General features: G+C 68.4%; 11 protein-coding genes. 5 read left to right on the plus strand and 6 right to left on the minus strand.

Annotated elements, in window-relative coordinates; genetic code table 11:
• The first annotated feature begins 249 nt into the window (after positions 1-249).
• Positions 250-4,200, plus strand: a complete 3,951-nt coding sequence (locus OV208_RS33015) for a hypothetical protein (RefSeq protein ID WP_267577900.1) — start codon at positions 250-252, stop codon at positions 4,198-4,200.
• A gap of 65 nt (positions 4,201-4,265) precedes the next feature.
• Here OV208_RS33015 and OV208_RS33020 read toward each other — a convergent pair whose 3' ends face one another.
• Positions 4,266-5,591 carry a hypothetical protein gene (locus OV208_RS33020; protein ID WP_267577901.1) on the minus strand — a complete coding sequence of 442 codons (1,326 nt, stop codon included), beginning with the start codon at positions 5,589-5,591 and terminating at the stop codon, positions 4,266-4,268.
• A gap of 142 nt (positions 5,592-5,733) precedes the next feature.
• Here OV208_RS33020 and OV208_RS33025 point away from each other — a divergent pair, with 142 nt between their 5' ends.
• Together OV208_RS33025 and OV208_RS33030 are read left to right on the plus strand one after the other, a co-directional pair.
• A complete protein-coding gene (locus OV208_RS33025) occupies positions 5,734-7,716 on the plus strand; it encodes a fibronectin type III domain-containing protein (protein WP_267577902.1) in 1,983 nt (660 codons plus the stop codon).
• 73 nt (positions 7,717-7,789) lie between these two features.
• Positions 7,790-8,911, plus strand: a complete 1,122-nt coding sequence (locus OV208_RS33030; RefSeq protein ID WP_267577903.1) for a hypothetical protein — start codon at positions 7,790-7,792, stop codon at positions 8,909-8,911.
• Between the two features lie 27 nt (positions 8,912-8,938).
• On the opposite strand, the gene OV208_RS33035 is transcribed toward OV208_RS33030, so the two are convergent.
• A complete protein-coding gene (locus OV208_RS33035) occupies positions 8,939-9,832 on the minus strand; it encodes a LysR family transcriptional regulator (RefSeq protein WP_267577904.1) in 894 nt (297 codons plus the stop codon).
• Between the two features lie 74 nt (positions 9,833-9,906).
• Here OV208_RS33035 and OV208_RS33040 point away from each other — a divergent pair, with 74 nt between their 5' ends.
• A complete protein-coding gene (locus OV208_RS33040; protein ID WP_267577905.1) occupies positions 9,907-10,743 on the plus strand; it encodes an SDR family oxidoreductase in 837 nt (278 codons plus the stop codon).
• A 124-nt stretch (positions 10,744-10,867) separates the two neighbouring features.
• On the plus strand, positions 10,868-11,530 hold the full coding sequence (locus OV208_RS33045) for a LysM peptidoglycan-binding domain-containing protein (protein WP_267577906.1): 663 nt from the start codon (positions 10,868-10,870) through the stop codon (positions 11,528-11,530).
• A gap of 24 nt (positions 11,531-11,554) precedes the next feature.
• Here the strand turns inward: OV208_RS33045 and OV208_RS33050 are convergent, their stop codons facing one another.
• The 4 genes from OV208_RS33050 to OV208_RS33065 form a co-directional block, all read right to left on the minus strand.
• A complete protein-coding gene (locus OV208_RS33050; RefSeq protein WP_267577907.1) occupies positions 11,555-11,977 on the minus strand; it encodes a hypothetical protein in 423 nt (140 codons plus the stop codon).
• Positions 11,978-12,199: 222 nt separating this feature from the next.
• A complete protein-coding gene (locus tag OV208_RS33055) occupies positions 12,200-12,358 on the minus strand; it encodes a hypothetical protein (protein ID WP_267577908.1) in 159 nt (52 codons plus the stop codon).
• On the minus strand, positions 12,355-12,561 hold the full coding sequence (locus OV208_RS33060) for a hypothetical protein (RefSeq protein ID WP_267577909.1): 207 nt from the start codon (positions 12,559-12,561) through the stop codon (positions 12,355-12,357). The genes OV208_RS33055 and OV208_RS33060 overlap by 4 nt, the downstream gene beginning before the upstream one ends.
• 494 nt (positions 12,562-13,055) lie before the next feature.
• Positions 13,056-13,247 (minus strand): hypothetical protein, encoded by a 192-nt coding sequence (locus tag OV208_RS33065; protein WP_267577910.1) that lies wholly within the window; start codon positions 13,245-13,247, stop codon positions 13,056-13,058.
• Between the last annotated feature and the right edge of the window lie 135 nt (positions 13,248-13,382).

Below are 13,382 nucleotides of genomic sequence, written 5' to 3' on the forward strand. Positions count from 1 at the left end.
CAACAGCGTCTTGTTTAGGCCCCGGGCAGGGGGGCCACAATACGCAGTGCGTCAGCCCGACCTCGGCGCCCGGTCGCGTCTTTACTTATCGGAGACTGAACCAGGATTGCGCCTTCCCTCCGTATCGCTCCCGGGCGACCACCGTCGTCCCGGACCGCGTCGCGCGTCCTTACCGGGGGGGGAAAGTCCACCATGCAGACGTCTCAAGAACCGTCATTGTTGGGAGGGGTGCGTCCACCGGGGGCGCCTGTGCGCACAGGAGGCTGGCGTCCGCGCTGGCTCCAGGGCGTGGTGGCCGCGTTGGGGCTCTGGGGATGCGGCGAGGCCGTGCCCGTCGCGGAGCCCACCGAAGCGCCCGCGGCCCTTCGGGACGTGGAGCAGGGCCTGTCCTGCACCGCCGACGACATCGCCACCGGTGAGTGGACGTGCACCGGCCAGTTCACCTACAGCCTGGAGTGCTACGCGCGGACGACCTCCGCGGTGTGCGGCCAGGACACCACCCCCAAGACGTGTACGTCTTACGCCACGTGCCAGCACGAGGACTTCGGCTACCAGCGACAGATCCACGACGCGGTGCTGCCCTTCGACAGCCTGTCGGGCGTCACGTGCGACTCGCTGGCGCGCGGCTACGTGAGCCAGCATGTGCCCCCCGCGCAGCAACAAGGCATCAGCTGGCTCTGGTACATCGGCAACCTGCCGGTGCCGGGCGGCGAGGAATCCGTGCGCGGGGGAGGTGCGTCCCGGAAGGCCGCCGCGAGCGTGGGCCCGGAAGCCTGCTACATCACCTTCGCCAACTTCCCGGTCGTCGGGACGGGCACCGGGCCCCAGTGCGGCACCGTGGCGTCGGCGTGTACGGCGGCGTGCGTGAATCCCCAGACGTGCCAGGTGAATGGCGCCTGGGTCACCGACGCTCAGTTGTGCGGAACGATGGTGGGCACGTGCGGCTCCGGCAGTGTCTCGCCCCTCTACAACGCCTGCCGTGACGCCAGCCACGGCACCGCACCGGACGCCGACTGTGGCGCGGGCTTCGTGGACGGGCAGGCCGCTGGCGGCTCCACGGTCGCGCAGGTGCAGGCCCAGGCCACGGCGCAATGGGCCGCATCCGGAAGCCTGGGTTCGCCCGTCCATGACGCGCCCATCATCTGCTCGGAGTGCCGCGACGGCTTCTCCCTGAGCCGGCAGGAGGTGAACCGGCGCGTGTACGCGACGGTGGCCATGTACAAGAAGGCGCCCAAGCTGCACCTGCTGGCGGGTGCGGCGTACGTCCTCGCTCGCGACAACCCGTCGCTGACGCAGGCCGAGCTGACGGCGGGCATCAACACCCTCTCCACCGCGCTGGACGCCTACCCCTTCGACCCCGCGAAGGACGGCAGCGGTCCATTGATGCGGGTGATGCTCCGCATGCTCGCCCGCGCCGAGCCGGCCATGTCCACCACGACGGCGCCCGGCCGGGCGCTGCGTGCCCACGCGCGCGCCCTGCTGGCCAGCATGCACAACGGCCTGGACCTGGAGCGCGGGCTGGCCACCGCCCACTCCCAGGTGGAGCGCTACGCGGAGGCCGAGGCCTTCACCGAGGAGACCTGGGGCAAGCTGTTCGACCTGGCGCAGGGCAACGCCGCGCTGGCGGCGGCCGTGAATGGCGGTGGCATCGGGAGCGCGATGGGCGTCCACACCACCCAGCACGCCGCGCAGATGCTCGCGGTGCATCCCCTGGGGCCCCTCGCGGGCTTCATCCTGCCCCGCCTCGCGTCGGACGGGAGCCTGTCCGCCACGCAAAACGATGCGCGCTCCTTCATGGCCACCGCGAGCACCCAGGGCCTGGATGCCGTGCAGCAGTATTCCAACATGCTCCATGCCCTGAACACGGCGGAGCAGGCGTACCGGGCCGCCATCGCGCTGAAGAAGCCCACCACCCCGCTGACCCTGACGGGCGGCACCGGGGAGCAGGCCGTGATGACGACGACCACCGCCACGCCGGAGGAGACCGCCCTGAGGACGGCCATCGACGCGGCGCGAGTGCGGGGCACGGAGCTGAAGGGTCAACTCAACGGCGTGCGTGAAGGCGTCACCGGCGGACTCGGGCTGGTCGCGGACCTCTTCCGGAGGGACGGCGAGGAGGACTTCGCCAACGACCTGGTGAGGTTCAGCGCGGCGTTGAACACCACCCTGGAGGCGGTATCGAAGTACGCGGAGAGCTCCGTCAAGATCGCGGAGAAGGTCAGCGGCCTCCTGGACCTGGGCGCCAAGGGCTTCGAGATCATCAGCAGCGCGGTGTTCACCGGACAGCTTATCAGCGCCGTCTTCCAGATCTTCTCGCTTCTGGGCAAGCCGGCGGAGCCGCCCATCGAGCAGACCATCCTCCTGGAGGTCCGCAAGCTGCATCAACTGGTGGAACAACTGCAGGGACGGATGGTCAGTCGCTTCGACCGGGTGGACCACAAGCTCAATGACATCCACCGGGACATGCAAGACCGCTTCGCGCTGGTGGACTGGAACCTGGGCCTGGTGAACCAGAACGTGCAGGAGGTCCAGCAGTCGCTGCACTCGCTGCAGGCGGGGCTGAGCCGCGTGGACCAGAGCATGTACGAATACTTCAACGATTCGAAGAACGACGCGTTCGAACTGTCGGCGTGGTCCTACCTGGGCTGGAACTCACGCCACCCCACCCCCATGCGCTATGAGGAGGAGTTCGTGCCCGCGGAGAACCAGTTCTCCAAGTGGGGCGCGGTGGACGCGAGATTCTCCACCATCCTCGCGGGCATCGACGGGCGCGGCGCCAACCCGGACGTCAGCCCCGCGGATGAGCTGTCCTCGCACCCGCTCACCTACAACATCAACTACCTGCGCGAGTTCCCCCTCCAACTGGGCCTGGGGATGCTGCACGCCGAGCGCATCTCCAGCCCGAAGGACTGGATGGCGGGCTCGGAGGCCTACGCGCAGCTCTTCGAGGAGCAGCCGCTCCTTGGCGGCGCCATGCTCGCCACCCGGCACACCAACCTCATCACCGCCGGCACGCAGTTGGACACGGCGCTGCGCAACATTGGCAAGCCGCTGTTCGCCGAACTCCACGCGCGCTACCAGGCGGACTGGAGCCTGCTGAAGACGCTCATCGAGAACGCGGAGACCACCTGGCGCAACGACCCCAACCGGGGGCTGCACGGCATCGACCTGTGGGGCGTTCCGGAGCAGGAGCCGGCGACCCATGTGCTCAAGCAGGGGGACAAGCCCATCGTGCCGTGCGCGGGCGGCCCTTGGGGCGACTACAACGCGGACGGGGCGCCGGACGAGATGTATGTGAACCCCGCCCGCTGGAACCATGACGTGCTGCGCCCGCTGCTCATCGCGGACAACATGAACGTGGACAGCGCCGCCGTCGATTTGTGCGGCGAGGGCAGTTGGCAGCTCTTCTCGGAAGTCCCCACGGGCTTCGGCGGCTACTACGAGCGCAAGTACCGGCTGCAGTCCAACATCTACGTCCGCTACACCTACTGGGACACCGCCACGAACACGGTGAAGTCCGAACGGGTGTTCGCCCACATCTTCACCGGCGGCTACGATCTCGTCGTCCTGGTGCGAGGGGTGGACCGGCCCACGTACAACCCGAACTCGGCGGAGAACTCCAACGAGACGATGGTGAAGCGCTGGGGCTACGTCCAGGGCAACATCGCGTCGTCCGACTACCTCGTCCCCGCGGCCAACCCGCTCCGCGCCACCGTGCGCACCCGGGTGGTGGAGGCGCTGAAGGACCAGCAGCGTCAGTTCTACGGCTCCATCGCCACGCGGATGAACCAGAGCGGTGATGCGTTGCAGCTCCAGTCCAAGCGCATGACGGGCACGCGGCTCTTGTGGCAGGCCTATGTGGCGCTGGCGCTGCCCCTGTCGCTGGACCACGACGAGAACCTGCGCGGGTTACTGTACGGCGAGGACGGGGTGATGTCCGGCTACGACACCCTCCAGGACGTGGAGGTGACGCCGGTGATGAACGACGTGATGGACATGTACGCGCTGTTCAGCGTCGCCACCACGCCGCCGACCCACAACCTCCTGGCGGACCTGCACCCGGCGGTGACGTCGCGAGCCGACCTGCTGAAGGCCACCATCGACGCGTCCCTGGATGGTCAGGCCGCCGCCGGTGGTCCCGAGGCGAGCACCTGGGTGGAGCCCACCCTGCTGCGCCTGCGGCTCAGCGTCCCGCACTGAGTGACGGCCCCTGGGCCGCGGGGGAACTTCCTCCCGCGGCCCGTGAGGCGGGGGCCCTGGCGGTTTCAGCGGGGCGCGACCATGTAGCGCCCCAGCTTGGAGACGACCCCGCTGACGGTGTTCGCCTCCGTGTCGACCCCGGCCCCGGAGACTGCCTGGGCCGGCGCGTCGTCAGCCTTCCAGTACAGCGTGAGCGAGGACTCCGAGCCTCCCTCCGGGATGAGCTTCGGGTCGTACGCCACGGTCAGCCGCACCGGCTGCTTGAACACTCCGGAGGCGGGCTCGAAGCTGTAGTTGTGCGCGAACATGAAGGAGTTCCACTGCGTCGGGACGACCATGCCCAAGCGCCAGGACCCCGGTTCGACCCGCACCTCCGCCGTCAGCGCGCCAGCGGGCAGCTCCCACCGCACCCTCCCCTCGTACATGGACACGGTGCCCCCCGCGGGCGTGAACAGCGAGGCGTCTCCGCACTGGTTCGGCCTCAGCTCACCGCCCGCGATGCACGCGGCCAGCGTGTCACCACCCGCCAGTCCATCCAGGACGCGCCGGTACTGGTACACCGACGTGGCGCGCGGCACCCCTGCGTGAAGCACCACGGTGCCACCGTCCGTCGACCACAGCGTGTCCACCTTCCGCAAGCCCTCCGCCAGTTGCGCGTAGTCCAGCCCGTTGCGCTGGCAGAGTTCCCAGGCGGTGGGGGCGAACTGCTGGTTGATGTCATCACAGAGACTGCTCGCCTGTCCGCCCACCCGGTACGAGATGGCCCGCACGAGCCACTCATGGGACAGCTCTTGTCTCAGGAAGAGCACGATGTGCGCGTACTCGTGCGCCACCAGCACCTGGCTCGCGCGCGCCACGGCGTTCTCCACCGTCAGGGGCCGCGCGATTTCCGGCGGCTTCGCCCGTGAAGCCTCCAGCTCCCAGAGGCAGACATTCGAACCCGGTCCCGGTTCGAGCCCGGTCTGGTTCATGAACGAACTGCCGGACGCGGCCCCCTTCGGACCACAGAGGCTGTCGCCCGCCAGATGGATGTCCACCGGCACCATCCGCGGCGCGACGTCCACCCCCGCCACCGCGATCAGGTCTTCCTTCACCGCCAGGAACCCCGCGTAGCGCGCGAAGACGTACGTCTCCTCGATGGGACAGGGCTCCTCGCAGACGATGCGGAAGGTGTCGCCCGGCCGCTGGTAGGCGCGGTACTCGCGCCCTCCGAGCGTCACCTGCGTGCGGGGAATCGCGACGACTACGGGCGGAGGCAGGCCCGCGTCCGGCCGGGAGGTGCCCGCGTCGGAAGGACCGCCCGTCCCCGGCTCCGGGTCGTCACCACAGGCGGACATGAACACGAGAAGAAGGCCGAGCAGGGCGTACCGCGACGCTTGGGAAGAGGGCATGTCGCTCCCGGTAGACCACGCCTCGCGACACCTCGCGTGCGTCCCGTGACGCATCCGTTGGCCATGGACTTCCCGCGTTCAATGGGCCGAAACGTGGGCATAAACTCGGAAAGCAGGACATCCCCCACCTCGAGGAACTTTCTTGAGCCCCTCCCCTCCCCTCCGTTTTCCTCCGCGCCACCTCCTTCCCCGGCTCCTGGCCCTGCTGACGGCCCTGCCGCTCACCGCCAGCGCCGCGCCGCTCTACGTCAGCCCCAGCGGCTCCGATTCGAACGCTGGCAGCGCCACGGCCCCGCTGAAGACGCTCCAGGCGGCCCTGGACAAGGCGACCGCGGGCACGACGATCCAGCTCGCCGCGGGCATCTACCGCGAGCGGCCGGTGACGAAGCGGGCGGGCACGGCGTCCGCGCCCATCACCCTCAAGGGGCCGGAGACCGGCAAGGCGCGCTCGGGGCGCTACAAGGCGGTGCTGTTCGGCACGGGGCGCATCTTCAACATCGACCACAGCCACTACGTGCTGGAGGGCTTCACGATTGATGGGCAGGAGAAGCTCGTCAACGCGACCTGGCCCACGGCCCTTTCGAGCGTGCGGAGCTTCAAGGACGCGAACCAGGGGCTTATCGCCGACGGCCGGCTCATCTACATCGGTTCGTCGGAGACTTCGCGCGACATCACGGGCGTGGTGATTCGCGACATGTTCCTCAATGGGGCCGGCGGCGAGTGCATCCGCATGCGCAGCAACGCCCACCACAATGAAGTCGCCAACTCGGTCATCCAGTGGTGCGGGATGTACGGCAAGGGTGACGACGTGGACGGCTACAAGTACCACAACGGCGAGGGCGTCTACATTGGCACCAGCCCCAAGTCGACCGACCAGCCGATGTATGCCAACGACCCCAGCGCGTTCAATGACATCCACGACAACACCGTCCACACGTTCGGGTCGGAGTGCCTCAACGTGAAGGAGAACGCGCACGACAACACGTTCGCGAGGAACGACTGCCGCAACAACGACGAGCCGCTGGAGTTCCTCGGCAGCCTCATCGAGCTGCGGGGCCACGACAACGTGCTGGACTCCAACGTCATCACCGGCAGCCGCAGCTACGCGCTCAAGCTGAAGTCCGACTCCGGCGCCTACGACAAGGGCGGCAACTCCGCCCGGAACAACACCTTCCGGCAGGCGACGGGCGCCTTCATCCGCAACGACCACAGCGCGCCGCAGGACACCTTCTGCGGCAATACGTTCGATTCGACGGCGACGCCGGTGACGGGCAGCAGTTCGGTGGGCACGCCGACAGCCCCCTGCACCGGCGGCCAGGACACGACCCCGCCCACGGCGCCCGCGGGGCTGACCGCGACCGCGTCCTCCAGAAGCACCGTGGACCTGGCCTGGGGCGCGAGCACGGACAACGTCGGGGTGACGTCCTACAAGGTGTCCCGTGGAAGCACGCCCGTGTGCACGGTGTCGGCGCGCGCGTGCAGTGACACGGGCCTGAGCCCGTCAACGACGTACAGCTACACCGTCCGGGCCTACGACGCGGCCGGCAATGCCTCCTCCGCGAGCAACACGGTGAACGTGACGACGCAGGCGTCCACCGGGACCGTGCTGCTGTCGGACACCTTTGAGTCGTCCACCAGCTTCCCGTCGGGAGGCTGGACGAACGCCAGCGGCAACGGGAGCTGGGCGCTCGTCACGGACGGGACGAAGGCGGCGAAGCAGCAGTCCTCTTCGTCCGCGACGTACATCGTCACTGCGGGCCAGCCCACGTGGACGAACTACACCTGGTCGGCCCGGGTGAAGACGGGCGCGACGGGCCTCCGCACCGGCCTCGTCGCGCGGTACGTGGATGGGAACAATTTCTACTTCTTCATCCTGCACAACGGGAACCTGGTGCTGAACAAGAAGGTCGCGGGCACCACCCAGACCGTGCAGTCGGTGCCGTTCACCGCGAGCACGTCGGCGTTCTACACGCTGACGCTCGTCGTCCAGGGCACGTCCCTCCAGGGCTATGTGGATGGCGTCCTGCGCGTGCAGGGAACGGACACGGGCCTGGGGGCGGGCAAGGTGGGCTTCTACGCGACCGGCGTCGCGACCTACGACGACGTGCGCGTCACCACGCCGTAGGGCCCCACCCCGGAAATCGCACCCAGGGGTGAGGAGAAGAACCGGGCACCCACGTTCCGGGGGGGAACGGCGAATGAACGCCGTCCTCCCCCTGGAGCATCCCCCCGTGAAACCGTCCTCGACTTCCTTCGCCCTGGCGCTCGTCGGCGCTGGCTGGCTCATTGGCGCGTCCCCCGTCCACGCGGCACCGCCCGCGTCCTCCGAGCCGCGTGAAATCGCGCGGGTCAGCGGGACGCCCGGCAACCATGTCCTCTTCCTGGAGAACGACCAGGGCGAGGTGGATGTGGCGGTCGCGGCGACCTATCCGTCGCGCCCCCTCATCGCCCCCCGCTTCCTCAAGTCGCACACGGCGGCGGAGGTGTTCCTGGCGGTGGCCCCCGCCCACCAGGAGCTGCCTGCGGCACTCGCACGAAACGCGCGCCTCGCGGTGGACCGCGACACGCGCGAGCAGCTCCAGCGGGAGAACGCGGACGCGCTCGCCAGCCTGCCCATGACCAGCGATTCCGGAGGTCAGTCCCTCGCGGCAAGCTGTTCGGAATCCTTCCGCGACTGGGTCGGCAACGTCTATGACGATGCCACGTGCGGGGACCCCAGCCAGGAGGTCATCGGGACCGTCCGTCCGACCGATACGTACTGCACCAGCGGCTGCGACTACACGCTCGGCGCCTATGACAAGGGGACGTGCCAGCCCAAGCTTCGCTCCTGCGACATCGTCCAGGGAAAGGCGACCGTCGTGCGCCTGCGCGCCACGAACTGGGGTGACCTCAACTTCAATCACCCGGGACACTTCGCCCACTTCGGTGTCGCCAACTGCACCGGCAATGGGCCCGTGGACTTCAACTACAGGCGGGGCACGGCCAGCACCTCTACCGTCCAGGTGCCGCTCAACGGCATGCTCCACGTCAAGTTGGGGTCGGAGATCGTTCCCGGGAACGCCGCCAGCTTCGTGAGCTATGGCCAGTGGAAGACGGGCAAGCCCGCGAGCGGCGCGACGTACGTGGGCAACAGCCTGTCGGTGGAAACCCATGGCGGCACCGATGATCGGGTGATTGCCTGCGGCGACATCTACACCGACTACACGATGACGGACATCTCGTCGCCGTCCTGCCACGGCCCCGACATCTCCCTTTGCAGTGGCTCCAACTGCACCAGCGCCTGCTTCTACTGTTCGGGAGGAAGCTGCCCCATCAACTGAGGGCCTCCGCGCGCGCCGTCGCGACGCTCAGCGACGGCCGCGCAGTTCCTTGATGACGTCGATGAAGGCACGCAGGCTCGCGGGCACGTGCCGGTGCCCCGGGTAGTACAGATTGAGCGCGTCGTCTTCGGGGGCCCAGCTTTCGAGTACGGGCACCAACCGCCCCGCCGCCAGGTCCTCCCCCACCACGAACTCAGTGAAGTAGCCCAGGCCGATTCCATCGAGCGCGGCCTGGTGCACCAGTTGATCGCTGCTGACCGTGAGCGGGCCGTTGACCTCCAGCGACAGCACCTCTCCCCGTCGCTCCAGGTCCCAGTGAAACACGCGACCGTTCGACATGCGGAAGCGGATGCAGTCGTGCTTGAGCAGGTCGTCCGGACGCTTCGGCGGCGGCCGACGGGCGAAGTACGACGGCGCGCCGGCGATGACGTAGCGGATGCGCGGGCTGCACTCGACCGCCACCATGTCGCGCGGCACGAGGTCGGTGGTGCGCACCCCGGCGTCAAAGCCCTCCGCGACGATGTCCACGAGCCGGTCCTCGGTGACGAGCTCCAGATGGACGTCGGGGAAGCGCTTCACGTACTCGCGCACGAACGGCATGAGCACCCAGCGCGCCGCCACCTGCGACGTGTTGATCCGGAGCGTGCCGCGAGGCGTGGCACGAAAATCATCCAGGGTCTCCACCGCCTGGGTCAGTTGTTCAAGCGCCGGTGCGACGCGCGCGAGCAGGTGCTCCCCGGCATCCGAGAGCGCGACCGAGCGCGTGGTGCGATGGAACAACCTCACGCCCAATTCCCCTTCGAGCGCGGCGATGGCGTGGCTGAGCGCCGAGGGGGACATCCGCAGCTCGGCCGCCGCCGCCCGGAAGTTGCGGTGCCGCGCGACGGAGACGAAGGCATGGAGTTCCGAGAGCCGACTCATTGTGCGATTCCCTGCATCAGTGCATGCCACTTCGTGCAGTTCCAGCACCACGGCACGGTCGCTATATCCCGACCATGCCCCAGACCACTCTTGTCACTGGCAGCTCCACCGGCTTCGGCCGGGCCACCGTCCGCCGCTTCGCGCGCGCGGGCTGGAATGTCATCGCCACCCTGCGCACGCCGGAAGCAGGGCGTGAATTCCACGGGCTCGACAACGTGCTCGTCACCCGGCTCGATGTCCAGGATGGCGCGAGCATCACCTCCGCCGTCGAGGCGGGCATCGCCCGGTTCGGCGCCATCGACGCGCTCATCAACAACGCGGGCTTCGGCCTCTATGGCGTGTTCGAATCCACGCCGCGAGAGAAGGTGGCGGAGCAGTTCGACGTCAACCTCTTTGGCCTGATGGACGTCACGCGCGCCGTGCTCCCCCAGATGCGTCGCCAGAGGTCCGGGGTCATCCTCAACATCACGTCGGGCGCCGGCGTGTTCGGCGTGCCCATGAGTTCGCTGTACTGCGCGTCGAAGTTCGCGGTCGAGGGCTTCTCCGAAGCGCTGAGCTACGAGCTCGTCGGGATGGGCATCACCGTCAAGCTGATCGAACCCGGCGGCGTGCTCGACAGCCAGTTCGTCTCGCGCAGCGGCAGCGAGGCGGCGCGGACCGGGCGCATCGAGGACTACGCACCGTTCCTCGCGCACGCCGACGAGGTCTTCGCGGGCCTGCGCAACACCCGGGCTGGCGCGACCTCCGACGATGTGGCCGAGGTCATCTTCGGCGCAGCAACCGACGGCACGGATCAGCTCCGCTACGTCGCCACGCCGCAAATCCAGGCGCTGGTGAAGGCCCGCCGCGAAACCTCCGAGGCCGAGTACCTCGCGCTGATGCGCAAGAGCTTCGGCTATCGCCGCGACTGACATTCTTCAGCGACAGCGGATCCGCCCCGAAACGCTCTCAACGGAAGACAAGCGGATTCCTAGAACATGGGAAACTCGCGCAACTCCGTAAAGGTCGCTTCGACAATCGGTCCAGGAGATCCGCATGTCCAACTACCGCATTCGTCAAGGCGACACCCTCTCGGCCCTCGCCGCTCGCTTCAAGACCAGCGTTTCCGCGCTGGCGCGCACCAACAAGATCGCCAACCCGAACCTCATCTACGCGGGCGCGTCCCTGCGCGTTCCCGGCCACAGCGGGAGCGACAGCTTCCAGCCGGCCAAGGGCGGCTCGAAGGGCTCTGGCGGCGCGAAGGCCCCCAGCGGCTCCAAGGGTGGCGGCAAGGTGGATTCGAGCGCTGGCGCCGGAAATTCAGGCGGCGCGACGCCCGCGATGCGCAAGCTGGCGGCGGCGGGCCGTGCGGCGGCGATGGGCATGGGCGGGTACAACAGCCAGGGCCTGTGCGCCACGGGCGTGAGCCGGGCCATCCAGAACGCCTTTGGCGTCAAGGTCTGGGGCAATGGCAACCAGATCGACAACAACCTGCCGAAGGACAAGTTCAAGCAGGTCAACATGTCGCTCGCGGAGGCGCTGAAGACCCCGGGCCTCGTCCTCACCTGGGAGAAGACGTCGTCGCGCCTGGGCAGCATCTACGGCCACACGGCCATCACCACCGGCGACGGCCGCTCCTCCGTGAGCGACTTCATCGAGCGCAACACGCTGGGGGCCGGTGGCCGCTCCGGGCTGAAGATCTTCCGCCCCATCGTGTAGCGCCCACGGCACGGGGAAGGCGGCTCAACCCGGCGAGGTGCCTTCCGTCGTGGGGCACCCGCCCTGTTCTTCATGGGCCGCCGCCCCGTAGCGTCGCGTCGGGACAGGAGGGCCTCCGCTGAGCCAGTCCCAGGCCTCTCCGCTCCAGCACTGCTCGCCCCAGCCCAGCTGCGCCGCGGCTTCACGCGCCCGGGCCCCGTGAGCGACGAGCGCCCATCCCATCCGGGACTGCCGGCTCTCCCCGCTCCGGAACTTCAGGAGCCGGTGCCGGCCCCGGGCCTCGTCGTGGTCCGCCTCCCAGAGCGCCTGGTCCTTGAACCCGTCGCCCTGGGCGTCCACGCCGTTGTACTCACACCAGGCGACCACATCCCTGGCCCTGACAAGCCTTGAGCCCTTCGAGAGTTCCGTGACTGCGGCCACGAGGAGATCGGAGGTCAGCACACGCATGGTGGAGGCACCGGGGCTGGGGTCAGCGACGGTGCTCAACCTACCGGGTGGGGTGACTCCGGGTGGCCATGGGGCCGCCACGTGATTGTCATGGTTCTGTCATGGCGCCCGGAGTCGGGCAGGCAGGCAGGCGGGTCACGCCCAGGCCTTGCGGACCTCCGCGTAGGATTTGACGAACTCCTCCTCCCCCAGCTCGTCGTAGAGCGAGTCCAGCAACAGTGGTCACCGCGCGCGCCAGGGAGGCAGCCGTTCGGCGAACAACTCCAATCCGAAACGATAGCGGGTCAGGACCTTCGCGAGGATCCTCGGCGAGTCTCCGAAGGAGGGCTGCGCGATGAGGGCCCGGTCCGCCGCGTGGATGACGTCCGAAGCGCCCATCACGACACCCGCCCTTCGGAGACCGGTTCGATCATTCCACTCGACACGAGTCCCTCGAGGGTCGGCGCGAGCTGGGCCCAGGCGCGCTCGGCCCCGAGTCCCGGCGAAGCGGTCAGGTCGGAGGGCTTGAGGTGCACCGCCTTATGCAGGATGTGGCCCGCCGTATCCCAGGGGTTCTCCATTTCGTGCGGGTCGGTGAAGAACATGCACGGGGTGCCGTCCCCTCCGGAGCCCGTCAACATCCGGCCCCGGGTGCCTCGGATGTTCGCGATGGCGATGGACCGGCACCAGCCGCTGGATCAGCGCGCAAGCGCGCTCCAGTCCCGCGACCCTGGCCGGGGTGGGACGGATGATTTCGACGCTGCCTTCGGCGCCCGGCATGAAGCCCGTGCGGATGCTCTCGCGCAGCCTGTCGCGAAGGGGCGTCGACTCCTCCGGGAGATCCCAGACCCAGACCTTGCCCCCGGGGCCCACGGACAGGTCGCGTCCCATCGCCGACCGGGAGAGGCACTGGCCCGGCGTTCGCGCGACGCAGGCGAGGGCCTCCCCCAGCAACCCGGGCAGCTCCTCGCCCGCGGCACCGTCCGCGCCTGACGTCTCCAGTCGGCTGATCGCGGCTTCCAGCGCCGCACGCACGAGCAGGTCGCCGAACACGGTTTCCGCCGTCGCGGCGTCCAACGCCTCGACACGGCCCGCGACGTCACGAAGACGCGCGTCCCGCCGCGCCAGCACCTCCAGGGCGAACCTGGTAGCGCTCGCTGACGCGCAACACGACCCGCGACGAATCTCCGAAGTGCTCGTGATGCCGAAGGCGGCCGTCGGTGAGCCGGATTACATCCGTTTGTTGCACGCTGATCTCCATTCGAATGGCATCCATATCGAAATCCGCCATCCCGGCATATTCAGCTTTTCGCCCAAAATGGTGACAGCCCGCCCCGCAGGCCACAAGGCCCAGGGTCGAGCATTTTTTCCAGGGGCGGAAAAAGTCCTGGGAGATGGGAACGCATCTGTCTGGGGTTGAAGTACA

The sequence above is a fragment of the Corallococcus sp. bb12-1 genome (assembly GCF_026626765.1).
GTDB lineage: Bacteria > Myxococcota > Myxococcia > Myxococcales > Myxococcaceae > Corallococcus > Corallococcus terminator.

What these genes read in the sequence shown, in the direction of transcription:
- OV208_RS33045 (WP_267577906.1), top strand. Translation starts at nt 10,868, where the DNA reads ATGTCCAACTACCGCATTCGTCAAGGCGACACCCTCTCGGCCCTCGCC.
- OV208_RS33020 (WP_267577901.1), bottom strand. Translation starts at nt 5,591, where the DNA reads ATGCCCTCTTCCCAAGCGTCGCGGTACGCCCTGCTCGGCCTTCTTCTC.
- OV208_RS33035 (WP_267577904.1), bottom strand. Translation starts at nt 9,832, where the DNA reads ATGAGTCGGCTCTCGGAACTCCATGCCTTCGTCTCCGTCGCGCGGCAC.
- OV208_RS33065 (WP_267577910.1), bottom strand. Translation starts at nt 13,247, where the DNA reads ATGGCGGATTTCGATATGGATGCCATTCGAATGGAGATCAGCGTGCAA.
- OV208_RS33050 (WP_267577907.1), bottom strand. Translation starts at nt 11,977, where the DNA reads ATGCGTGTGCTGACCTCCGATCTCCTCGTGGCCGCAGTCACGGAACTC.
- OV208_RS33040 (WP_267577905.1), top strand. Translation starts at nt 9,907, where the DNA reads ATGCCCCAGACCACTCTTGTCACTGGCAGCTCCACCGGCTTCGGCCGG.
- OV208_RS33030 (WP_267577903.1), top strand. Translation starts at nt 7,790, where the DNA reads ATGAACGCCGTCCTCCCCCTGGAGCATCCCCCCGTGAAACCGTCCTCG.
- OV208_RS33060 (WP_267577909.1), bottom strand. Translation starts at nt 12,561, where the DNA reads ATGTTCTTCACCGACCCGCACGAAATGGAGAACCCCTGGGATACGGCG.